The 21,806-nt window shown below is 68.1% G+C and carries 26 protein-coding genes; 8 read left to right on the forward strand and 18 right to left on the reverse strand.

Translation table 11 applies throughout. The features are described from left to right. The first annotated feature begins 54 nt into the window (after positions 1–54). Positions 55–348 (forward strand): hypothetical protein, encoded by a 294-nt coding sequence (locus HCU64_RS04760; RefSeq protein ID WP_233382932.1) that lies wholly within the window; start codon positions 55–57, stop codon positions 346–348. Between the two features lie 63 nt (positions 349–411). Here the strand turns inward: HCU64_RS04760 and HCU64_RS04765 are convergent, their stop codons facing one another. The 3 genes from HCU64_RS04765 to ftsE form a co-directional block, all read right to left on the reverse strand. After that, a complete protein-coding gene (locus HCU64_RS04765; RefSeq protein ID WP_442785916.1) occupies positions 412–1,128 on the reverse strand; it encodes a YdcF family protein in 717 nt (238 codons plus the stop codon). A 294-nt stretch (positions 1,129–1,422) separates the two neighbouring features. Continuing rightward, positions 1,423–2,394, reverse strand: coding sequence for a cell division protein FtsX (locus tag HCU64_RS04770; RefSeq protein WP_233382597.1), 972 nt, complete (start codon positions 2,392–2,394; stop codon positions 1,423–1,425). Beyond that, a complete protein-coding gene (ftsE, locus tag HCU64_RS04775) occupies positions 2,394–3,029 on the reverse strand; it encodes a cell division ATP-binding protein FtsE (protein WP_233382934.1) in 636 nt (211 codons plus the stop codon). The genes HCU64_RS04770 and ftsE overlap by 1 nt, the downstream gene beginning before the upstream one ends. Before the next feature lie 239 nt (positions 3,030–3,268). Here ftsE and HCU64_RS04780 point away from each other — a divergent pair, with 239 nt between their 5' ends. From HCU64_RS04780 to HCU64_RS04790, 3 genes are all read left to right on the forward strand, one after another. Then, complete coding sequence (locus HCU64_RS04780; RefSeq protein WP_233382598.1) at positions 3,269–4,027, forward strand: zinc-ribbon domain-containing protein; 759 nt, start codon at positions 3,269–3,271, stop codon at positions 4,025–4,027. A gap of 69 nt (positions 4,028–4,096) precedes the next feature. Next, positions 4,097–4,666 (forward strand): hypoxanthine phosphoribosyltransferase, encoded by a 570-nt coding sequence (gene hpt / locus HCU64_RS04785; protein ID WP_233382599.1) that lies wholly within the window; start codon positions 4,097–4,099, stop codon positions 4,664–4,666. A 168-nt stretch (positions 4,667–4,834) separates the two neighbouring features. Further along, positions 4,835–5,200: a response regulator gene (locus HCU64_RS04790; protein WP_233382600.1), complete on the forward strand. Its 366-nt coding sequence runs from the start codon at positions 4,835–4,837 to the stop codon at positions 5,198–5,200. Positions 5,201–5,203: 3 nt separating this feature from the next. On the opposite strand, the gene ggt is transcribed toward HCU64_RS04790, so the two are convergent. Then, positions 5,204–6,961 (reverse strand): gamma-glutamyltransferase, encoded by a 1,758-nt coding sequence (gene ggt, locus HCU64_RS04795; RefSeq protein WP_442785907.1) that lies wholly within the window; start codon positions 6,959–6,961, stop codon positions 5,204–5,206. A gap of 113 nt (positions 6,962–7,074) precedes the next feature. Between ggt and HCU64_RS04800 the strand changes: the two genes are divergently transcribed. Together HCU64_RS04800 and HCU64_RS04805 are read left to right on the forward strand one after the other, a co-directional pair. Next, positions 7,075–7,491 carry a putative toxin-antitoxin system toxin component, PIN family gene (locus HCU64_RS04800; protein WP_233382602.1) on the forward strand — a complete coding sequence of 139 codons (417 nt, stop codon included), beginning with the start codon at positions 7,075–7,077 and terminating at the stop codon, positions 7,489–7,491. Then, positions 7,488–7,757, forward strand: coding sequence for a YlcI/YnfO family protein (locus tag HCU64_RS04805; protein ID WP_233382603.1), 270 nt, complete (start codon positions 7,488–7,490; stop codon positions 7,755–7,757). The genes HCU64_RS04800 and HCU64_RS04805 overlap by 4 nt, the downstream gene beginning before the upstream one ends. Before the next feature lie 41 nt (positions 7,758–7,798). Here HCU64_RS04805 and HCU64_RS04810 read toward each other — a convergent pair whose 3' ends face one another. From HCU64_RS04810 to rlmN, 3 genes are all read right to left on the reverse strand, one after another. Next, the gene (locus tag HCU64_RS04810; RefSeq protein WP_233382604.1) at positions 7,799–8,665 is read right to left on the reverse strand and encodes a transporter; all 867 of its coding nucleotides are present in this window, start codon (positions 8,663–8,665) and stop codon (positions 7,799–7,801) included. 139 nt (positions 8,666–8,804) lie between these two features. Continuing rightward, positions 8,805–9,308, reverse strand: a complete 504-nt coding sequence (locus HCU64_RS04815) for a hypothetical protein (RefSeq protein WP_233382605.1) — start codon at positions 9,306–9,308, stop codon at positions 8,805–8,807. Continuing rightward, the gene (gene rlmN / locus HCU64_RS04820) at positions 9,308–10,600 is read right to left on the reverse strand and encodes a 23S rRNA (adenine(2503)-C(2))-methyltransferase RlmN (RefSeq protein WP_233382606.1); all 1,293 of its coding nucleotides are present in this window, start codon (positions 10,598–10,600) and stop codon (positions 9,308–9,310) included. Before rlmN ends, HCU64_RS04815 begins: the two co-directional genes overlap by 1 nt. 203 nt (positions 10,601–10,803) lie before the next feature. Between rlmN and HCU64_RS04825 the strand changes: the two genes are divergently transcribed. Next, complete coding sequence (locus tag HCU64_RS04825) at positions 10,804–12,030, forward strand: GGDEF domain-containing protein (RefSeq protein WP_233382607.1); 1,227 nt, start codon at positions 10,804–10,806, stop codon at positions 12,028–12,030. A gap of 109 nt (positions 12,031–12,139) precedes the next feature. Here the strand turns inward: HCU64_RS04825 and HCU64_RS04830 are convergent, their stop codons facing one another. The 11 genes from HCU64_RS04830 to HCU64_RS04880 all read right to left on the reverse strand — a co-directional run bounded on the left by HCU64_RS04830 (position 12,140) and on the right by HCU64_RS04880 (position 21,576). Then, positions 12,140–12,562: a cytochrome c-type biogenesis protein gene (locus HCU64_RS04830; RefSeq protein WP_233382935.1), complete on the reverse strand. Its 423-nt coding sequence runs from the start codon at positions 12,560–12,562 to the stop codon at positions 12,140–12,142. Between the two features lie 86 nt (positions 12,563–12,648). Then, the gene (locus HCU64_RS04835) at positions 12,649–14,649 is read right to left on the reverse strand and encodes a heme lyase CcmF/NrfE family subunit (RefSeq protein ID WP_233382608.1); all 2,001 of its coding nucleotides are present in this window, start codon (positions 14,647–14,649) and stop codon (positions 12,649–12,651) included. A gap of 6 nt (positions 14,650–14,655) precedes the next feature. Continuing rightward, complete coding sequence (gene ccmE, locus HCU64_RS04840; protein WP_233382609.1) at positions 14,656–15,156, reverse strand: cytochrome c maturation protein CcmE; 501 nt, start codon at positions 15,154–15,156, stop codon at positions 14,656–14,658. A gap of 145 nt (positions 15,157–15,301) precedes the next feature. After that, positions 15,302–16,933, reverse strand: coding sequence for a c-type cytochrome biogenesis protein CcmI (ccmI, locus tag HCU64_RS04845; protein WP_233382610.1), 1,632 nt, complete (start codon positions 16,931–16,933; stop codon positions 15,302–15,304). A gap of 178 nt (positions 16,934–17,111) precedes the next feature. Then, complete coding sequence (locus tag HCU64_RS04850) at positions 17,112–18,524, reverse strand: sensor histidine kinase (RefSeq protein WP_233382611.1); 1,413 nt, start codon at positions 18,522–18,524, stop codon at positions 17,112–17,114. A 42-nt stretch (positions 18,525–18,566) separates the two neighbouring features. After that, positions 18,567–19,244 (reverse strand): response regulator transcription factor, encoded by a 678-nt coding sequence (locus HCU64_RS04855; RefSeq protein WP_233382612.1) that lies wholly within the window; start codon positions 19,242–19,244, stop codon positions 18,567–18,569. Between the two features lie 47 nt (positions 19,245–19,291). Then, the gene (locus HCU64_RS04860) at positions 19,292–19,654 is read right to left on the reverse strand and encodes a PepSY domain-containing protein (protein ID WP_233382613.1); all 363 of its coding nucleotides are present in this window, start codon (positions 19,652–19,654) and stop codon (positions 19,292–19,294) included. A gap of 199 nt (positions 19,655–19,853) precedes the next feature. Then, positions 19,854–20,090 carry a hypothetical protein gene (locus HCU64_RS04865; RefSeq protein WP_233382614.1) on the reverse strand — a complete coding sequence of 79 codons (237 nt, stop codon included), beginning with the start codon at positions 20,088–20,090 and terminating at the stop codon, positions 19,854–19,856. Positions 20,091–20,122: 32 nt separating this feature from the next. Beyond that, positions 20,123–20,476, reverse strand: coding sequence for a hypothetical protein (locus HCU64_RS04870; protein WP_233382615.1), 354 nt, complete (start codon positions 20,474–20,476; stop codon positions 20,123–20,125). Between the two features lie 18 nt (positions 20,477–20,494). Then, positions 20,495–21,001, reverse strand: coding sequence for a hypothetical protein (locus HCU64_RS04875; RefSeq protein WP_233382616.1), 507 nt, complete (start codon positions 20,999–21,001; stop codon positions 20,495–20,497). Between the two features lie 29 nt (positions 21,002–21,030). Next, positions 21,031–21,576 carry a lysozyme gene (locus HCU64_RS04880; RefSeq protein ID WP_233382617.1) on the reverse strand — a complete coding sequence of 182 codons (546 nt, stop codon included), beginning with the start codon at positions 21,574–21,576 and terminating at the stop codon, positions 21,031–21,033. Positions 21,577–21,682: 106 nt separating this feature from the next. Here HCU64_RS04880 and HCU64_RS25205 point away from each other — a divergent pair, with 106 nt between their 5' ends. Continuing rightward, positions 21,683–21,805, forward strand: a complete 123-nt coding sequence (locus tag HCU64_RS25205) for a hypothetical protein (protein WP_267922121.1) — start codon at positions 21,683–21,685, stop codon at positions 21,803–21,805. Position 21,806: the final 1 nt, after the last annotated feature.

Below are 21,806 nucleotides of genomic sequence, written 5' to 3' on the forward strand. Positions count from 1 at the left end.
GACGACGGCATCGTGGCTGGACGAGACAGGCTCGGGATCACGCTGATCGGACTGATGGCCATGATCGCCGCGACCACTGCACGGGCCGAGGGCGACGCGGCCTGTGCCCGCGACGTACTCGTGGCGAATTCCATGCAGCGGCAGGCGGGCGAGCAGCTCGAAAGCGCAGGAGACGATCAGGCCAGCCAGTGCCGCGTCTGGCGCCGCCACATCGACACGATGCGCCGCATCGCCGGCGTCTACGGCCGCTGCCTGTCGGGGCCGGAGCGCAAGGAAAAGCTGGCGCAGTCGCAGGGTCAGGAGACCGAGTTCGGCGCCCTCGTCCGCAGCCGGTGCAAGGGGCTCTGACGCCGCTAGCGCGGTCCTTCAGCCTGTGCAGGCTTCCTCGCGTCCGGTTGCAGGGAGATGCGCTCAGTTCGCCGCGTGCAGGCGGGGGGCGGCCACCATCCTGAGAGGCGTCTTCGACGGCTTTCCGCGTCCGATCAGCACGGCGAAGTGCGACCGTTCCGGATCGGTCTCTAACCGGGTGCGCAGCCAGGCTGCGAGAAACTTGACGTATTCGGCACCGACGAGCCGGGCCACGGCGGGATCCTGCCACCAGCGGCCGATGTCGAGGCCGTCCGCGACAACCGGGTAGGGCACCACCGACTGGCCGTCGGTCAGCGCGTGCTCGATCTCGATCAGCGTGCGCGGCATGTGATAGTTGGAGGTCACCACCGCGATGGTCTCGAAGTGGTTGCGCCGCATCCAGCGTCGGGTCTCGATGGCGTTGCCGATGGTGTTGCGCGCCCGGTAGTCGAGATCGACGCAGCACTCGATCCAATGGCTTTGGCTCGGGTTCAGCCGGGCGATCTCGTCGCGGCTGGTGCGCTCGTTGACCCCCGAGATCAGCAAACGCTGCCCATAGCCGCTGGCCAGAAGCTCGATCGCGTCGCCGACGCGCTGGGCGCCGCCGGTCAGCGCGACGATGCCGTCGGCCCGGCCGGCCGGTCGACGCTCCATGCGCTCGATCGCCGAGACGAAGAACAGGAAGCCGGCAAACAGGGCAAAGGCGCCGAGAACGGCCATGCCCACGAGGGCCCGCCTGACCAGACGAAGCAGAGGGCGAGGGGCGGAGGAGGCCTGCATGGCTCGCTTGCCGTCATCCGCCCGGGACTGACGATCCTGCACGCCCTCACTCTGCCATACCCAGCCGAAGGCCTCCAAGGCCGTCAGCGGCGTGGCGATACCGAAGTCGCGCGTCCGTGAGAGCGTAGGCAGGGTCATCCTCCCGAGCGTAGCCGCGATTGCGGCCGTGGAGAGGCGAATTTTTCCTCCCACACGGGTTTACGAATGGTTAACGCGATCTGCGCGGATCGTCGCAAGTCTCGGTTCGGATTCAGGAAATCTGGTTTTGCCCCGAACCGGTCGAGGACGCAGGCTTCAGGCGAGGAAGCGGCGGACCGTGATCCGCGACACCACGGCCGTCACGACGGAGGCGATCACACCGATGACGATGATGAGTGCGTAGCCGCGCCAGCTGACCTGGAAGCTGCCGAACAGGGCTTCGATCTCGTCACCGGCCGGCCCCGAGCGCGAGAGGCGGGCGAGCACGCCGGCCAGGGCGAAAGCGAGAAGAGCCGCGCCGGCTCCAATGGCTCCGCCGCGCAAGCCGAGCCGGAAGAAGCGACTCTGGAAGGCGCGAGCGATATAGTCGTCATTGGCGCCGACGAAATGCAGCACCTCCACCACCTCCCGATTGCCGGCCATGGCGCCGCGAGTGGCGAAGACGACAGCGAGGCCAGTCGCCGCCAGCACCAGTGCGACAATGCCGACGCCGATCCCGACGAAGGTATTGGCCATGGTCGAGAGGCGCTGCAGCCAAAGCGCGTGATCGTCGAGGCTGGCGACGCCCGGTAGTGCCTCGCTCAACTGCTCGCGCAGGACCTTGAGATCAGGCGCAGGGCTGGAGGCGAGCTTAACGGTGATGAGCCGAGGCACCGGCAGGTCCGACAGATCGAGGCCGCTGCCGAGCCAGGGTTCGAGCAGTCGTTCGGATTCGGCCTTCGAGAAGATCCGCGCCTCGGCGATCCCGGGGGTTGCCTTGGTGATTTCCTGGGCGCGCGTCACATCCGCATCGATGTTGCGGCCAGGACCCGGCCGGACCTGGACGGTGACCTCCTGCGCCACTGCGCCCTGCCACTGACCCGCGCTCGACGCGACAATCTCAGCGGCCCCCGCGCAGAGGGCGGCAAGGAAGGTCAGGATCGCGATGACCGCAGCGAGCGCCCGGCTTGCGGCGGTGTCGGTCGGCACCAGCGGAGCGTTCCGGCGGAGCGTCGCCGGCAGCGGCGCCTCGGCAGCACCGTGGGGCGGTTCGGCGGCAGGGCGCCGTGGCGCGCTGGTCTCGGCCATTACTCTTCGATCCGCAGCCGGCCGTCCCCGAGCACCAGCCGGCGCGCGTCGATCAGGTCCATCAGGCCGAAATCGTGGGTGGCGATCAGCACGGAGGTGCCGAGCTTGTTCAACTCCATGAACAGACGGAGCAAGCGCCGCGCAAGGCTCGGATCGACATTGCCGGTAGGCTCATCGGCCAGCAGCAGCTCAGGCCGGGCGATCAGAGCGCGGGCGATCGCCGCGCGCTGCTTTTCGCCACCCGACAAGAGCGGCGGAAGCACGTGCATGCGCTCGCCGAGCCCGACCCAGCGCAGCAGCTCGACGACCTCGGCGCGGTAATTCGTCTCCGAGCGGCCCTGCACGCGCAAGGGCAACGCGACGTTTTCGTAGGTGGTGAGATGATCGAGCAGGCGGAAATCCTGGAAGACCACGCCCATGCGCCGGCGCAGGCCCGTCAGCGCTTCGTTGGAGATGCCGCTCACCTCTTCGCCGAAGACCGAGACGAGCCCCCGCGTCGGGCGCACCGAAAGCAGAATCAGCCGCAGCAGCGTGGTCTTTCCGGCCCCTGACGGACCGGTCAGGAACTGGAACGAGCGTGGCGCGATTTCGAAGCTGACGTCGGACAGCACTTCCGGGCCCATCCCGTAGCGCATGCCGACATTCTCGAAGTGGACGGCCGGCGCCTCGGTCTCGGAGAGCAGGCTGCCCGTCCTCGATCTGCCGGCCACGTTGACTCCGCCTGCCAAGACTCGCTCCGTCGCGCGGAATTCCGGATCGAAGCGGCCGGACCGGAGGCCGTTTCACGGGCGGTTAACCCTGTTCGCGCAACAACCGTTTCGGTCCTTTTTCCGCGCGCGGCAACCCGCCGCCGGAAGGACCGAACCGATTTGCCATGCTGATCTCCTGCCCGGCCTGTGCGAGCGAGTACGAGATCGAGGGAGTCCTCGTCGGTGCCGAGGGCCGCTCGGTGCGCTGCGCCGCCTGCAGCGAGACCTGGTTCGTCGGCCCCGAGATTCCGGACCCCGCGGAAAACAGCGAAATCGACGGGTGGGATGCGATCTCGTTCGAGGACGAACCGGCGGCCGTCGCGGAGCCGGCGCCCACGGTCATCGACCAGCCGATGCCGCCCCCCCGCGCCGTCAAGCCCGACGCCACCAAGCGCTTTTCGATTCCGCGCCCATCGCCGGCCATCGCCGCCGGGCTCGTCGTGTTCGCGATCCTGCCGCTTGCCACCTTCGGGCGGGCCACGGTGGTGCGCGCGATGCCGCAGAGCGCGGGGCTGTTTTCGGCCATCGGCCTGCCGGTGAACCTGCGCGGCGTCGATTTCCGCGAGGTCACGGCGTCTCGCAATCCGGCCGAGGGCGCGAACCCGGCCCAGCTCGTGGTCGAAGGCGATCTCGTCGGGGTGGCCCGTGAACGCGTCGCGGTGTCGCCACTCGAGATCGAACTGCGCGACGCGCACGACCAGTCACTCTATCGCTGGACCGTGGCGCCCTCGCGCGCCGCCCTGGAGCCGGGCGAGACGGCGCGCTTCCGCGCGAGCCTCTCGGCGCCTCCCGCCGAGGGCAGCCAGGTCTCGGTACGCTTCGCCGATGCCGGTGCGGCCGATGCGCCCGCTCCCGTAAAGGACGCGCAGCACGGCCATCACTGAGCCGGTGGCGCCCCCGCGCTCGCGTGTTATGAGGCGAAGCATGACCATGAGGCTTGCCCGGAGGCCCGCATGACCTCTGCTTCTCGGCGCGTTCGCGTCCTGTTCGACGAAGCCGCCATCGCGCGGCGCAACGAAGAGCTCGCGGCAGAGATTGTCGCGGCCAAGCCAGAGAACCTGCTCGTCGTGGCGGTGCTCAAGGGCAGCTTCATGTTCGCCGCCGACCTTCTGCGGGCCCTGCACCGAGTCGGGCTGTCGCCGCAGGTGGAGTTCGTCCACTTGTCGAGCTACCGCGATGCGACGATCTCATCCGGCAAGGTCGAGATCCTGCGGGATGTCCAGAGCGAGGTGCGTGGGCGCGACGTGCTGCTCGTCGACGACATCCTCGAATCGGGTCGCACGGTGGTGTTCGCCAAGGATCTGCTGATGGCTCGCGGCGCCAAGAGGGTGCTGACCACCGTGCTGCTCGAGAAGCCCGGCAAGCGTGCGGTGACGATCGACGCGGATTTCGTTGGCTTCACCTGCCCGGACGTCTTCGTGGTCGGCTATGGCATGGACGCGGCGCATGCCTTCCGCCAGCTGCCTTTCGTCGGGCTCGTCGACTACGAAAGCAACGATCCGGATCTCTTCGGCGGCGCGTGAGCAGCAGGAGCCGGAAAAGGGCTGCCGACGAGGATTTTCCGGAAAAAGTTCCGAATAATGCGTAAGAACGTGGTTCAAGGAACTCTGTGGCCTCAAGAATCTTGACTGTACGCCGCCACGGTTGCGAGGTCGGCCGGCAGATTTGAGAGCGAAGCCGAGGCAGCCAACATGGCGCGCATCCTCCTCGTGGATGACGAGGACACCATCCGCGGATTCCTGAAGCGCGGGCTCGAGCTCGACGGCCACGCCGTGGTGACGGCGATCGACGGCAGTGACGGGCTCGACCGGCTCACGGAAGCCTCGGGTGATTTCGACCTCATGCTCACCGATATCCGCATGCCGCTGATGGATGGCATCGCCCTCGCGCTTGCGGCCAAGCGCGACTATCCGGACCTCACCATCCTGCTCATGACCGGCTTCGCCGACCAGCGCGAGCGCGCCCGCGGCCTCGACGCCATCGTGCTCGACGTGCTCACCAAGCCGTTCTCGCTGGCGGATCTGCGCTCGACGGTGAAGCGGGCGCTGGCAGCCTGAGGCTCAGTAGCCGTCGGCCAGAGTGCCGCGCTGGCGCTGGTCGGAGGCGCCGGCGAGCAGGCCGCCATCGGACATCACAGAATTCGCCGAGCCCGAGGGCGCGCCGACCTTCACCTTGTAGCCTTGGCTAGCGAGCAGCGAGACGGTGTCGGGCGAGATACCCTCCTCCACCATCAGCACGTCCGGTTGCCATTGGTGATGGATGCGCGGCGCCGCGACCGCCTCCGCCAGATTCATCCGGAAATCCAGCACGTTGACGATCACCTGGAGCACGGTGGTGATGATGCGGCTGCCGCCGGGGCTGCCCGTCACGAGGAACAGCTTTCCGCCGCGAAACACCATGGTCGGCGTCATGGAGGAGAGCGGGCGCGCGCCCGGTGCCACGGCGTTGGCTTGACCGCCGACGAGCCCGTAGGCGTTGAGCGCTCCGGTCTTGGCGGAAAAGTCGTCCATCTCGTTGTTCAGCAGCACGCCCGTTCCCTCGGCCACGAGGCCGATCCCGTAGGAGAAGTTGAGCGTGTAGGTGTTGGCCACCGCGTTGCCTTGGGCGTCGACCACCGAGAAATGCGTGGTTTGGTCATGCTCGAAGGGCAGCGGATTGCCGGCCTTGACCTCGCCGGCCGGGCGGGCGCGGTTCGGGTCGATCTGCTTTCGCAGGGTCTCGGCATAGGGTTTCGAGATCAGGCCCTCGACCGGCACCTTCGTACGGTCCGGATCGCCGAGCCAGGTGGCGCGGTCGGCATAGGCCGGCTTCATCGCCTCGGCGAGGGCATGGATCGCCACGGCGCTGCCGGCGCCCATCCCGGCCAGATCGTAGCCTTCGAGGATGTTGAGGATCTCGATGAGGTGCACGCCACCCGAGCTCGGCGGCGGCATGGAGACGATGTCGTAGCCGCGATAGGTGCCGCGCACGGGCTTTCGGGTCTCCGGCCGGTAGGCGGCGAGATCGGCGGCTTTCATGATGCCGCCGGCGCCCTGCACGGCGGCGGCGATCCGCTGCGCGATGTCACCAGTATAGAAGGCGTCCGGCCCGTTTTTGGCGATCGCGTGCAGCGTGCCGGCGAGATCCTTCTGCACGAGCATGGCGCCGCGTGGCAGCACCTGGTCGCCGTCGAAGAAGATCGCGCGGCTCGACGGCCATTGTCCGAGCAGGCCCGAGGCGCGGGGCAGGGAGTCGGCGAGCCCGGATTGCACCGGGATCCCCTCGCGTGCCAGCTTTTCGGCAGGCTCGATCAGCTGAGCGAGCGTGAACTTTTTGGAGCCGTAGAGACGGTGCGCCTCGGCGAGGCCGCGCACGGTGCCCGGCACGCCAACCGCCTTGCCGGTGCGGGTCGAAGCGGCCTTGTCGGGCTCGCCCTCTGCATTCAGGAACATGCCCTCGGTGGCCGCGGCCGGCGCAGTCTCGCGGTAGTCGATTGCCACCGTCTCATTGCGGTCGGCGAGATGCACCAGCATGAAGCCACCGCCGCCGAGATTGCCGGCCCGCGGCAGGGTCACGGCGAGGGCAAAGCCCACCGCCACCGCCGCATCGACTGCGTTGCCCCCCCGCTTGAGGATATCGACGCCGATCCGCGTGGCGTGCTCCTCCTGCGAGGACACCATGCCGTGGCTCGCCAGCACCGGAAGAATGCGCGCGTCTTCCGCCTGGAGGGGCGCCGTGCCGAGGGACCCCGGCGTCGGGTCTGCTTGGGCCAGGGCCACACTCGGCAGCACGAGGAGAAGGGCGAGGGCGGCGCGGACGGTACGGATCATCGGCGGCATGGGCTGCTTCTATCTGAAACCACGGTGCTGCCGAAGATACGCATTGCGACGCAGATCGGCCGAACCTCAGGCAGCTTGAAGAAATCAATGCCGTCATTCATATTGCTGGCAATATGAGACTAGTGCTGGACACGAATGTGCTCGTGGCGGCGTTGCGGAGCCCTGCGGGAGGCTCCGCAGAACTTATTCGACGCGTTCGTGCGGGGCACTTCACGATGCTGTCGAGTGTGCCGCTCTTCGTGGAGTACGAGGCCGTGGCGACACGGCAGGATCATCTCGATGCGGCGCAGGCGTCACGAGGAGATGTCACGAACGTCCTTGATGTGCTCGCTCGGTTCATCGAGCCAGTCGAGATCCACTATCTGTGGCGACCGCGCCTCCGAGATCCGGCTGACGACATGGTGTTGGAAGTCGCAGTGAACGGGCGGGCGGACGCCATCGCAACCTTCAACCGCGCCGATTTCGAAGGAGTCCGAGATCAGTTCGGAATCGAGATTTTCGCGCCTGGCGACATTTTGAGGAGAGCATGATGGGCACCAGCAGCAACTATGCGCTCCGGCTTCCGCTTTCATTGAAGAAGGCCGCCGAGGACGTGGCTCGCGAAGACGGGAGCACCCTCAACCAGTTCATCGTCACAGCGGTCGCCGAGAAGCTCGCCTCGTTGAAGACGGCTGAATACTTCTCCGAGCGAGCTGTACGGGCCGACGTCGCTGCCTTCGATCGGTTCATGAGCCGCTCCGGCGGAGAGCCGCCCCATCCCGAGGATCGGTGGGACGGCCCCAAGACCGGAAGCTGAGGCTAGGCATTACACCCGGTCAGGCGTCGGCTGCGCGACCGCTACGGCTGATTGCGGGCGAGGAGACCGCCCATCGGGCCGCCCGGCTCAGTCTGCTTGTAGAGGAAGAACACGCCGCGCAGCCACGCGCGGGTATCGTAGCCACCGTAATTCCGCTCGACGACGTCACGGGTCACGAAGCCCTGGATGAAGTAGTCGCCGAAATTGTAGCCGACGAGGCCACCCACCGCGATCTGGCCCTGGTGGCGATAGCCGGGGCGGTTCGTCGGCAGGTCCGTCGAGCCGAAGGCCACCGGTCCGATCTCCCACTTGCCGAACTTCTTCGTCGCCGTGACGTCGAGGTTGAGAAAGTCCGGATAGAAGGCGCCCTGCTTGTTGGTGGCGTCGAAATACGTCCCGTAGAGGAGGTTGCCCGTCAGGTTCCAGCCGTCGCCATTATAGGTGGCGGCGAAGCGCTGCTGCAGCGAGCCCTGGTTGATCACGAACTGCGTCTCGACCGGCAGGTAGCCGCCGAGCAGGTAGCTGACGCTGAAATCCGGAGCGATCTTCCAGGCGAGCTGTGCCGCCACCAGCGGCACGCCGATTCCGCTCTGATAGCGCCCACCGGCAGCGGGTCGCGTCACTACGACGGGCTGGATGAAGATCATGTGCAGGCGCCCGCCGAAGAGATGGACGCCCGGCACCCAAACCAGGCCCGGCAGGTTGATGTTGTTCTCGGTCCGGTTCGGCGAGGTGTCGCGGATGCCGAAGCTCGACGTGTCGAGCAGGATGAGTCCGATCGGTAGCTGGGCGCCGGTGGGGAGGCCGAGCGTCTGGCCCGGCTGGGCCGCTGAGGCCGCGAGCGCCGAAGTGCTGCTCGCGAGGAAGATGGCCAGCGCGGCAAGGATCGTGGTTTTCGAGGAATGCATCCGAGAGCCGTTCTCCATGAGCCGGTTCGGATCGCCACGATCCTTGGCCGGCAAGGGGTCACGTCATTCGGACGGCCGATGCGGCCGGGTTAATTCATGCGATTTTGCAGGGACTTGACGCTGTTGTAGTTGGGCGACATCAGGGATGAACAGGCGTGTTTCGTCCGTCTACGGTGCTGCGTCCCGCGACCATCCAGTAGACGAGACCAGATGCCGCGCCGGCCAGGAACAGCACCACCATCACCCGACCTTCTGCGGTGAGCGCGCCCTGTCCGGCAGGCGGCCTGACGCCGCCGCGGGCGATCCAAGGCAGAGCGGCAGTGACGAGACCAGTGGCGCCGCCATACCATGCGAGCGCCCTGAACCGTAGCGTCTCACCGATCACGGCGACGAGGGCAGGCGGCAGAAGCAGGAGTGTGGCGAGCGCCTTGAGGAAGGCGATCATCGCTCCGATCGCGACGTCCGGCGGAAGGCCCGCAGCGATGTCGTCGATGCCCTCGATGAGGCCGATCAGCCCAAGCGCCCCGATCGTATCCCGCGAGACCGGATCGAGCAGCACGCCGGCTCCGAGGACGAGCGCGCCGCACGGCACGGCGAGGACGAGGGCGACGGCCCCCAGGAAGAGCCGGCCGAAGAGCCGCATCAATCGTCCGTGTCGGAGCCCGCATAGACCGCTTCCGCGCCCATGCCCTCTTCGAGCATCATGCGGGCGCGGGCACGCAGCTTCTCCGTCTCGCTCTTGAGCTGGCCGCAGGCAGCGAGGATATCGCGGCCACGCGGGGTGCGCACCGGCGAGGCGTAGCCGGCATCGAAGATGATCTGCGAGAAGCGCTCGATCCGGCTCCAGTCGGAGCAGGCATAGGCGCTACCGGGCCACGGGTTGAACGGGATCAGGTTGATCTTGGCCGGGATGTCTCGGAGCAGCTCGACGAGCTCGTAGGCGTCGTCGTCGCTGTCGTTCACGCCCTTGAGCATCACGTATTCGAAGGTGATGCGGCGCGCGTTGCTGAGGCCCGGATAGTCGCGGCAGGCCTGAAGCAGTTCGGCGATCGGGTACTTGCGGTTCAGCGGCACCAGGGTGTTGCGCAGGTCGTCACGCGTGGCGTGAAGCGAGATCGCGAGCGAAGCGTGAGACTCATCGCCGAGGCGGAACATCTGCGGCACGACGCCGGAGGTCGAGACGGTGACGCGCCGGCGCGAGAGCCCGATGCCCTCCTGATCTGTCATCACCTGGACCGCGTCGATCACGGAATCGACGTTGTAGAGCGGCTCGCCCATGCCCATGAACACCACATTGGTGATCAGGCGGCCGGCCTCGCCGGTGGAGCCGGCATTGCGTACGGGCTCCTGGCCCGGCCAGTCGCCGAGGCGGTCACGCGCGAGGATCAGCTGGGAGACGATCTCGGCCGCCGAGAGGTTGCGCACCAGGCGCTGTGTGCCGGTGTGGCAGAAGGTGCAGGTCAGGGTGCAGCCGACCTGGGACGAGACACAGAGCGTGCCGCGGTCCGGGCCCGGGATGTAGACGCACTCGATCTCGGCGCCGCGATTGTGCTCCTGCACGTTGGTCGGCGCCATGCGCAGCAGCCATTTGCGGGTGCCATCGCGAGAAATTTGCTCGCTTACGACCTCGGGGCGCTCCAAGGTGAATTGTTGCGCGAGCTGGGCCTTCAGGCCTTTGCCCACATTGGTCATCTGGTCGAAATCGGTGGCGCCGCGCAGGTAGATCCAGTGCCAGAGCTGGCTGCCGCGCATGCGCGCCTCGCGCTCGGGCACGCCGATGCCGAGCAGCGCGTCCTTCAAGCCGGCGCGCGTCAGGCCGACCAGCGACGTCTTGCCGCCGAGCGCAGCCGGCTCGGGGCGGAAGTCGGGCGTCTTCTCGATTGGAGGAAGAACGCCGGGCTCGCGCCGGGCGCTGTCGAACGACGCCGTCGCCATGACTTTACGTAACCTTGGGAAGGGTGGGACGCCGACCCTATAGGCGATCTCGGCCGCCGATGCGACTGCCGCAGGCTCGGGACACGTCTGCATCTCCAAACCTGGGACGAAATACCTCCCAGGGCGTGAGGGTTAACCTGGTGGAAACGCCGCGTTTGCAAAGTTGTGCGGCCGGACGTGATCCAGGAGCTGCCGACGCCGCGATGCTGCCGCTCATCGAAGAGGGCCTGACGAGGCCGTGGCATCGCCTGCGCTTGCCCGAGCCCCTGGAGGCCAGATGGGCTGCTCAGGGCCGCGCCGGGAATGCGCGCCGCATCCGCTCATGGCTTCTCGTCTTCATCATCGTCAACGTCATCTCGGTGAAGGTCGATCTCGACCTGTTCGGAGCCGAGGCCGTCGCCATCCCAGCGGCCCTCACGCTCGGCCTGCTCGTGCCGGTGACGCTGCTGGCGATTCTGCTGCTGCGCAAGGAGCCATCACCGGCCCGGCAGCTCTGCGCCGTGCTGACCGTCAGCCTCGTCGCCATGGCGGTGACGCTCAACAGTGCGCGCATCGTGCCGGGGCCACACGGCGACGTCTATTCGATCCTGGCGGCGATCGTTCCGCTCGTGGTCGGCATGATCGCGCCGCTCTCGTTCCGGCACGGCATCATCTACTGCGCCTGCTGCTTCAGCCTCTATGTCGGCTCGATCGCCGGCTTCGGCCTCGGCGACCATGACGGGTACGGCGTGCCGATGCTGGTCGCGAGCCTCATTCTTGTGCCTTTGAAACTGACCTACGCCCAGGAATGGGAGACGAAGCAGAGTTTCCTGCTCGGCCTGCGCGAGCGGATCCAGGCCACCGCCTTGGCCGAGGCGAATTCACGCCTCGTCGTTCTTTCCGAGACGGATCCGCTGACGAGCGTCGCCAACCGGCGACTGTTCGATCAGCGGCTCGACGAAGCCTGGGCGGCCGCGGCGCGCGAGCAGCAATGGCTCGGCCTCGCCGTCGTCGACGTGGACCACTTCAAGGCCTTCAACGATGCGGCCGGCCATGCCGAAGGTGATCGCTGCCTGCGTGAGATCGCCTCGGCCCTGCAGGAGGCGATGGCCACGCGGAATGGATTGGTGGCTCGGTTCGGCGGAGAAGAGTTCGTGGCATTGCTGCCCGGCGCGACGCCGGAGGCGATGCTCGAAGCGGGTCAGGCCCTGCACGACGCGGTCGCCCATCTGGCACTTCCGCATCCGGGGCGGCTGGGCGCTCTCGTCAGCGCCAGCGTCGGCATCACCGCGTCGCATGGGGCGACGGGCGCATTCGGCGTGACCTCGGAGGGGCTGCTCTCAGCCGCCGATCAGGCGCTCTACCAGGCCAAGCATGCCGGGCGCGATCGCGTCGAAGCCGCTTGCGCGCAGCTGACGCGGCCGACGCGAATTGAAGCGCGGGCCGCGTAGATCATGCCGTGCTTCGACTGAATCAGTCTCGACACAGAAAACGTGAAAGATTCTAGAGAGTTAGAGCAGGCCTGCAGCGAAAGGCCGTTACGCCTTTTCACAGCCTGCTCTAGCGCCGGTCGAGAAGCGCGTCGACCTCGGCCTGCTCGTCAGCCGACAAGCCCGCAGGCTTCTCGGAAGGACGTCGGCGCGACAGCCGCCAGATGCCGAAGCCACCGAGCAGCACGGCAAGGAGCGGCGTCAGCCAGAGCAACAGCGTGTGCCAGGCGAGGACCGGCCTCAGCAGCACGAATTCGCCATAGCGGGCCACGACGTAGTCGACGACCTGCTTGTCGTCGTCGCCGGCGGTGAGGCGCTCGCGCACGATCACGCGCAGATCCTTGGCGAGCGGCGCATCGGAATCGTCGATCGACTGGTTCTGACAGACGAGGCAGCGCAGGCCTTCGGAGATGTGGCGGGCGCGGGCTTCGAGAGCAGGGTCCTTCAGGACCTCGTCGGGTTGGACGGCGAAGGCGGGAGCGGCGACGAGCATCAACGCCGTTGCGAGGGCGAGCACGCGAGCGAACCCTCTCCCCTTTACAGAAGAGGATGGCCCGCTTCGGGACACTGCCGAGGACCTCATTCCGCGGGTACCGCGTTCAACGGTGGCTTCGCCCTGGCCTTCGCCGGAGCGCCGACGCGGATGCGGCGGTCGGTGAGGGAGACCGCGCCGCCGAGCGCCATCACCACGGCACCGAGCCAGATCAGCAGGACCAGCGGCTTGTAGTAGAGACGCAGGCCGATCGAGCCGTCTGGCATGACCTCGCCGAGGCTCGCATAGACCTGGCTGACGCCGATCGTCTTGAGGCCGGATTCCGTCACCGACATTTTTCGCGAGGGGTAGAAGCGCTTGCCCGTCTCGACCGGCCCGACCATGTCGCCGGAGGCCGTCCGGAGCGTCAGGAAAGCGGCCGTTTCCTCGTAGTTCTCGCCGGTCTGCGGGCCGACCTTGTCGAGCGTCGCGACATAAGGGCCGACGGCCAGCGTGCCGCCGGGTTTCAGCGTAGCGAGGCCTTCCACTGCCCAGCTCTGGGCGGCGATGCCGATCACCAACACGCCGACGCCGGCATGGGCGATGGCCGTGCCCCAGGCCGACCGCGGCAGGCCGGCGGCGCGCCGGCCGATCGTGCTCAAGTCGCGGGCGCGGCTGTTGCCGTAGCCGCGGGCGCGGGAAAAAACTTCCAGCACGGAGCCGATGATGAGGTAGGCGCCGAGCCCGATGGCGACCGGCGCCATGACAGGACCGCCCCAGGTCAACGCCGCCGTGCCGATCGCGACGACGAAGGCGATGGCGAAGGCCGCGAAGAGACGTTGCGCGGCGGCGGCGAGATCGCCGCGCTTCCAGGCGAGCGACTGGCCGAAGGGCACGATCAGCAGGAGCGGGATCGCCAGCGGCACGAAGGTCCAGTTGAAGAAGGGCGGCCCCACCGAGATTTTCTGGGCCGTCAGCATCTCCAGCAGCAGTGGGTAGAGCGTGCCCACGAGCACCGTCGCGCAGGCAGCGACCAGGAACAGGTTGTTCAGAACCAGCGCGCCCTCGCGCGAGATCGGCGCGAACAGGCCGCCCTGGCGTAGCATCGGCGCGCGCCAGGCGAAGAGCGTCAGCGAGCCGCCGATGAACAGGACCAGGATCGCCAGGATGAACACGCCGCGGGTCGGGTCCGAGGCAAAGGTGTGTACCGAGGTCAGCAGCCCCGAGCGCACGATGAAGGTCCCCATCAGGGAGAGCGAGAAGGTCAGCACCGCAAGCAGCACGGTCCAGACCTTCAGCGCGTCGCGCTTCTCCATGACCACGGTGGAGTGAAGCAGGGCCGTGCCGGCGATCCAGGGCATCAGCGAGGCGTTCTCGACCGGGTCCCAGAACCACCAGCCGCCCCAGCCGAGTTCGTAATAGGCCCAGTAGGAGCCCATCGCGATGCCGAGTGTCAGGAAGACCCAGGCGGTAAGCGTCCAGGGTCGCACGGCACGGGCCCAGACGGCGTCGATGCGTCCGTCGATCAGCGCGGCGGCAGCGAAGGCGAAGGTGATCGAGAAGCCGACATAGCCGAGATAGAGTAGCGGCGGATGCACCGCGAGGCCGAAATCCTGCAGCAGCGGATTGAGGTCGTTGCCCTCGAGCGGAGCCGGAGCGACGCGGTCGAACGGGTTCGAGGTCGTGATGATGAACAGCACGAAGACGAAGGTGATCAGCGCCTGGACGGCGAGCGTGTTGGTGCGCAGCACTGGCGGCACCGAGTTCTTCGCCACCGCGACCATGGCGCCGAACAGCGACAGGATCAGCACCCAGAGGAGCATCGAGCCCTCGTGGTTCCCCCAGACGCCGGAGAACTTGTAGATCAGCGGCTTCAGCGTGTGCGAGTTCTCGACGACGTTCTTGACCGAGAAGTCGGACATGACGTGCGCGTAGGTCAGCGCCCCGAACGCGAACAGGATGCAGGCGAAGACGCCGAGCGCTGCCGGCACGGTGGTCTCGCGCAGGGCCTCGTCGCCGGAATATGCCGCCCAGATCGGCATCGCCATCTGGATCACGGAGAGCGCCAGCGCCAGCGCGAGGGCGAAATGGCCGACTTCAACGATCATCGGACCTCACCGCTCGCTGCGCTTGCCGAGGGAGGTCTCGGACCCTTCGGCCTTAGGTACAGGCTTGCCGTCCTTCCCCTCCTGCCAGCGGCCTTGCGCTTTCAGGGCGTCGGCGACCTCGCGCGGCATGTAGGATTCGTCGTGCTTGGCGAGCACCGTATCGGCGCGGAAGGTGCCGCCGGCATCGAGCATGCCCTCCGTGACGACGCCCTGCCCTTCGCGGAACAGGTCGGGCAGCAGGCCCTTGTAGTGCACGGGGATGGTGCCCTTGGTGTCGGTCACCGAGAAGTCGACGGTCTGGTCGGGGCCGCGCTTCAGCGAGCCGTCGAGCACGAGTCCACCAAGCCGAAAGCGCACGCCCGGCGCGACACCCTGCGCGGCGACTTCTGCCGGCGAGCGGAAGAAGACGATCGAGCCGCTCATCTGCCAGAGGATCAGGCCGACCGCGACGGCGAGCACGGCGCCACAGGCGGCGATCAGGGTCAGGCGGCGGCTCTTGCGGGTCACGTGTTTCGTCCCAGGGCGCCGGCGGGGCGCAGCGAGCGCGCGGGCCTTGGCGTCGTTCTAAAGTGTTGGGTCCGGTTTCCGACGCCCACGCCGCCGGGTCAAGGTTTCGCGCCGGGACCTATTGTCAGGGGGGAGGGCGCCTTCCTCAGCGCCCGACGGCGGCGGTCTTGAGGCTGAGATCGCGCGCAAGGCCGTCGAGGCGCTCGATCGCGCTCCTGTCGGCGCCGAGCGCCATGCGCGCTCTGTCGAGCGCACTGGCCGCGGCCTGGCGGTCGCCGAGGGCGCTGTAGGAGCGCACCAGCCGCATCCATTCGTCGGCGCTGCCGCCTTTGGCGGAAAGACGCCGGTCGAGCCCGGCCACCATGCCGCGGATCGCCTTCTCGCGCTCGGCCGGCGGCATTGCTTGGATGGCGGCGGTCGAACCGCTCGCCGGTGCGTCGGTCGTGGGAGCACCCGAGGGCATCATGGCCGGGGCAGCCGCATCGGGTTTCGGTGCGGGGACCGCCTGAGCCGGCTTGGCGGCGGAGCCGGCATCACCCTGCCGCCCCGGCTCGGCGAGATCGAGATCTTTGGCTTCGGCCTCGAGCCGGCCGCGGCCTTCCGCATCGTCGGCGAGGGCGGTGCGGCCGCGTGCCAGGGCGTCACGCGCCTTGTCGCGCTCGCCGAGGACACCGTAGGAGCGCACGAGCTTCACCCAATCCTCGGCGCTGCCGCCATGCTGGCTCAGACGCCGGTCGAGGCCCTCGACCATCCCGCGGATCGCGGCGATGCGCTCGCTCGGCGGCAGGGATTGCAGGCCGGCGGCCGGGCTCTGGGCAGGCTTGGCCGCATCAGATTTGGCCGCATCAGATTTGGACTCGTCGGGTTTCGGGCTCGCGGCCTTGGCATCCGCCTCGGCCTTAGAGGGCTCGGTGGGCGGCGCCTCCCCTTTCAGGCGAGCGAGATTCTGACGCACGAGGCCCATCCAGGGAGCGTCCTGGGGGCCCTGTGCGGCGAGGGCTTCGAGGCGCGTGGCAGCACCGCCCGGATTGCCGGCGAGTTCGTCCGCCCGCGCCAGGTAGAATTGCGGCTTGGCTGACTTCGCGTCGAGTACGAGGGCGCGCTCGAACAGCTTGCGCGCGTGCGGCGACACGGCGCCCTCGCCCGCCGCGACCAGCGCCTCGCCCCAGTTCGAGAGCCGCTCGGGATCTTCACCCTGGAGGCGAAGCACCTGCTCGTAGGCGCGGGCGGCATCGTCGAAACGGCCGATGCGCATGTAGACCGGGGCGATGACAGCCCAGCCGCGGGCGTCGTTCGGGTTGCTGGCGAGCTTCGCCTCGACCTGGGCGATCGCCTTCATAACGCCCTCGCCCCCCTGCTGGACGACCTTGCGGTCGGCTTCGGTCTGCGAGGGAAGGTTCGGGGAGCCGTAGAGCCCGTAGACGACCAGTGCCACCAGCGGGACGGTGGAGAGGGCGAAGGCGGAAGCCGCGCGGCGCTGGCGCAGATGCGGCTCGGCGATCGGGCTGGCCTCCTCCGTGCGGCCTTCACGGCTCGCGCGCAGCAGGCGGCGGGCGGCCTCGGTGCGGGCGGCCTCCGCCTCGGATGGGCCGATCAGGCCACGACCGAGATCGCGCTCGATCTCGGCGAGCTGGTCCTCGTAGAACGTGGTCTCGGTGGCGAGCCCGGCCTCCGCCGCGCTGTCCTGCTCGGCCTTGGGCCGACGGGCCAGCGGCCACAGCAAGGCGAACACGGCCGAACCCGTCATGATCGCCAGGATGAACCAGATCGCCGTCATTCGACCCTAAAAAGCCTTTCTTGGCGTCCCACGGAAAGGCTGTGACGCACCGCTTGCCGATGCATCATCCCCGAGGGCGGCGTAGCCCGTCGCAGGATGATGTCGTGAAGACGCGCGAACCCGTTCGTGCCGCGCTAGGCGGCTTAGCACAGCTCCGTACGATCGTAACGGCGACCGACTAACGCTGGGCAGCGCCCATCGGCGCGTCCCCCGGCACCTCGAGCACCGCGCGCAGCCCCCCGAGCGCCGCGGCCTCCAGACGAAAGCGCCCGCGATAGAGGGCGGCGAGGTCGGCGACGATCGACAGGCCGAGGCCGGAGCCCGGCTTGCTCTCGTCGAGTCGCCGCCCGCGGGCGAGCACGGCCGCGCGGTCCTCCTCGGGCAGGCCAGGGCCATCATCCTCGATGGTGATCAGCAGCCGGGCGAAATCCTGCTCGGCGACGGGGGCGGCCGCGATGGCGACGCGCCCGTTCGCCCATTTCGAGGCGTTGTCGACGAGGTTGCCGACCATCTCCTCGAAATCCTGCTTCTCGCCGCGGAAGCGCAGGCCCGGCGGAACGCGCACCTCGTAGGCGATGTCCTTGTCGCGATAGATCTTTCCGAAGGTGCGCACGAGGCCGGCCAGCGCTGGCTCGATCTCGGTGGAGGTGCCGAGCGTGCCGGCGAGCGCAGCGGCGCGCGCCCGGTCGAGGTGGTAATTCACCTGATCGCGCATCACCGCGGCCTGCTCGCGGATCTTTTCGGCCAGCTCCGGCGGCGCGTCGCTCGATCCGACCTCGTTGACGATGATCGAGAGCGGCGTCTTCAGCGCGTGCGCGAGGTTGCCGACCTGGGTGCGCGCACGCTCCAGGATCTCGCGGTTGGTATCGATGAGCAGGTTCGTCTCGCTGGCGAGCGGGGCGATGTCGTGGGGATATTCGCCCGGGATGTGGTCGGCCTCGCCACGGCGGATGGCACCGAGCGCCGCGCGCAGCCGCTTCAAGGGCGCAAGGCCGAATCGGATCTGCAGGAGGGCCGTCAGCGCCAGCGACAGGCCGAGCAGGCCGAAGGTCACGGAGAGTGAGAAGCGGAATCGGTCGACATCGTTGACGATCTCATCGGCGGGGCCGGCGACGCGGACGGTGTAGCGCCCATCCTGGCCGACATCGACGTCGCGCTCGACGATGCGCAACAGCCGGTCGTCCTGGCCGTGGCCATAGCCCTGGCGGATCTGGCCGATCGTCGCGGCGCCGGCCTTGTCGGGGCCCTTCAGCGGCACGCCGACGAGAGAGCGGGACTGGCGCAGGTCGCGCGGCTTCGCATCCGGATGGCCGACCTGCCAGTACCAGCCCGAGAGTGGCAGGTCGAAGCGCGGATCGCCGAGCGCGAAGGAGCGCGCCTCCGGATCGGGGCTGACGAGATCGGTGGCGAGGTTGTTGGCATAGACCAGCAACCGACTGTCGAAGCTGCGCTCGGTGTTCTCGCGGTAGAGCGTTGTGAGGATCCAGGCGGCGATGACCAGGATCGCCGCGCTCGACAGCAGCGCCGAGACCGCGAGGCGCACGCCGATCGAGCGGCGGCGCATGGGCAGCCAGGAGAAGCGGTCGGTCATGATGTCAGGAGCCGGTCGCGCACGACGCGCTGGCGGACGACGTCACCCCTGCCCTTTCGTCTGCGCCCCATCGATCAGGTAGCCGAGCCCGCGCACGGTCTGGATCAGATCCACCGCGAGCTTCTTCCTGAGCCGCCCGACGAAGACCTCGATCGTGTTGGAATCGCGGTCGAAATCCTGGTCGTAGAGATGCTCGGTCAGCTCGGCGCGCGAGACCACGCGGCCGGTATGGTGCATCAGGTAGGAGAGCAGCCGGTATTCGTGGCTCGTCAGCTTCACCGGGTTGCCGTCGACGAAGACGCGGCCGGAACGGGTGTCGAGCACCACGGGGCCGCAGGAGATCTGTGAGGTGGCATGGCCGGCGGCGCGGCGCAGGATGGCGCGCACCCGTGCCATCAGCTCCTCCATGTGGAAGGGCTTGGTGACGTAGTCGTCTGCGCCGGCATCGAAGCCGTCGACCTTGTCCGACCAGCGGTCGCGGGCGGTGAGGATGATGACGGGGGTTTTCACTCCGTTCCGGCGCCAGTTCTGGAGCACGGTGACGCCGTCTGTCTTGGGTAGGCCCATGTCGAGGATGATGGCGTCGTAGGGTTCGCTCTCGCCGAGGAAGCCGCCCTCCTCGCCGTCGAAGGCCGTGTCGGCGACGTAGCCCGCCTCCTCCAGCGCCTTCACCACCTGCCGGTTGATATCCCGGTCGTCCTCGACGACGAGCAGACGCACCTCAGTGACCCCTCGTTTGGCGCCGCAGCGATCGCGGCACACTCACGCTATTGTCCATGCACTTGCCCGGACTGGGCGTCCACCATCACCTGCACGAACCGGCCGTCGCGCCGCAACGCCGTGAGCACGTAGACGAGCCCGGCCTCCTGCTTGCACAGGCTGGCGCGCTGAATCTCGGCGCGAGGATAGACGTTTCGGGCAGCGCGGATCGCTGCAAACGGCGCGATCACCCGCTTCTCGGCCACGGATTCGCGCATGTCGGCAGGCGACAGGCAGCTCTCGATCCGGGCAACCGGCTGAGCCTTGGCGGGGGCCGGTTCCTCGGACTCCTCGGCGAACGTGCCGACGGCGCCCGTCGCGATCACCGCGACGGCTGAGACGGCAAGCAGCAGGGCGAGCGCGTGATGCATGGTGGCTCCTTGTCGAGCCGAGGCACTGAATACGTGCTGAATGGCTTGTGCAGGCCGTGTTGGGGGGTGTTGCATCCAGTTGCGCCAAATGGCCGGCGCCGAGCGTTGGGGGCCTGGCGCGAGACTGAACATAAGGTCGGGCACTCGCATCGGTTCCATGAGGCGGGCCGTCGCGCCCCGCCTCGTCCGAGCCGGGCGGTCAGGCATCCGCGCCGAGGCGCTCGGCGAGGCGGGTGAGATTTGCCCTGAGCGCGATGCTCGCGAGATCCTGCAGGTCGACATGGTCGAGCGCGGCCTTTCGCAGCGTCTGGACCGAGAGGTCGAAGGTGCTCCGCGCCGCATGCAAGCGGATGATCGCCGCCGCGCCCCTCGTCCGCGTGCGGCCGCGTCCGCGCTCCGATGCGCTTGAACGCGGATTCGCGAAGGACAGGGGCATGTCGAGGATCTTCCGGTTGGGACTGCGTGCGGTCAGGCCTTGCCGACGAGCCGTATCTCGTTGATTCGACGCAGAATCTCGTCGAACTTTTCCCGCGAGCGCTCGTCACTGCGATCGACGCCGCGGGCGATCTCGCTGGAGAGGCGGGTGAGATCCTCGAGCACGCGCGTGCGGCTTTCCAGGGCGGCCGCGACGGCGGCGTTGGTCTGCGAGGCTCGTTCCAGGGCCGTCGCTGTGGTGCCGGTCTCCTCGATCCGGGCCTCCAGCGCCCGCAGGTTCTCGCGGTGCAGGTGAAGGCAGGCCAGCCCGAGCAGCACCGCGACGATCCAGCCGGTGCCGCCGGCGCTGAACAGCAGGCGGACGGCCTCCAGGGCGATAGCGTCCATGGCGGCCTCCGGGGTTTGTCAGATGGCGGTTCGGCGGTTGAGGACGGCATCGAGGCCGGGCACCAACGTGTTGCCGGCATTGGCCGCCGCCTCCAGCGGCAGGTTGCGGAAGATCTTTTCGGCGATCCCGGTGGGGCCACCGGCTGCCTCGATGAGCCAGGCCGGGGCCTGATCGAGCGCCCGTTGAACCGCCTGCGCGATCACCGCCGATCCGACCGGGATGGTCAGAGACTTGCCGCGTACGGCCCCCGAAACGGCGTTCATGGCGTAGTCGGCGGCGTTGCGGACCAGTCTTTCGACCAGCGCGGTTGTGACGAGGAAGCGCAAGGGCCCGGCCATCCGCGCCGCAGCGGCGCTCGCCGCGGTCACGGCCAGTGGGATCAAGACGGCGCCGAGCGCCTGCGCCCCGGTGGTGACGGCGTCGCCCCAATGCACGGTGACATCCGTGTCGGCGGCAGAGGCCGCTAGGCAGCCGGCGGCGAGCAGGGCGGCGGCGAGGCCGAAAGCGGACGCGGTTCTGGTCATGGTGATCTCCTCGGGGTGAAAGCGAGGGTTCAGGCGCTCAGGCGTTGCCAGAGACGGGCGAGCAGGCTCGGCGGCGGGCGCGATGCGGCTGCGGCCGGCAGCGCGATGGGGCGCGGGTCGGTCCGGCGCGCCTTCGGCGGCGCGGTGGCGTAGGACGTGCGGAACTGGTCCTGCTCGGCCTGCCGGCGCGACAGGATCTCCGGTGGCTTCCTCCAGGCGAGGATCGCCGCGGCGCAGCCCTCACGGTCGCCGACATTGAGCAGGCGCAGGAAGCTCGACCTGCGAAAGGCATCGACGCCGATGTTGAAGGCGATGGAGATCAGCGCGTCCCGCTCGTGATCGGCGATCGGGACGGTGATGCAGGACAGGATTGGCAGCGCGTGCGAGGCGAGATCGTCGAGGAAGAAGGCATCGGCTTGCGCCTGCGTGATGCTCTGGCCGAGCCTGACCCCCTTCGTATGTCCGTAGCCGATGGTCGGCACGCCGACGCTGTCGCGATAGGCCTTCAGCCGCACGCCTTCGCGCGCCTTCAGCACCGCGATGCCGAGCGGCGTCATGATCGCGGATGCGGTCATGCTCAGTCTCCGTGATGTCGAGGGAATTGCGAGAGCGGAAAAAGACTTCCGAAATCTTCGGGCAACACGAGCGGGTTACGCAGGTGGCTTGATCGGGAGGAAGCCGATGACGCCTGAGGACAAGCGGTGGGACCGCGCCGTCTGGTCGCTCGATGCCGCCGTGGCTGTAATCGTGGCCAGCCTCTGCCTGATGCTGTGCATGCTGGTGGGCCTGCGCTGGATCGGCTGAG

The organism is Methylobacterium sp. C25, assembly GCF_021352225.1.
GTDB lineage: Bacteria > Pseudomonadota > Alphaproteobacteria > Rhizobiales > Beijerinckiaceae > Methylobacterium.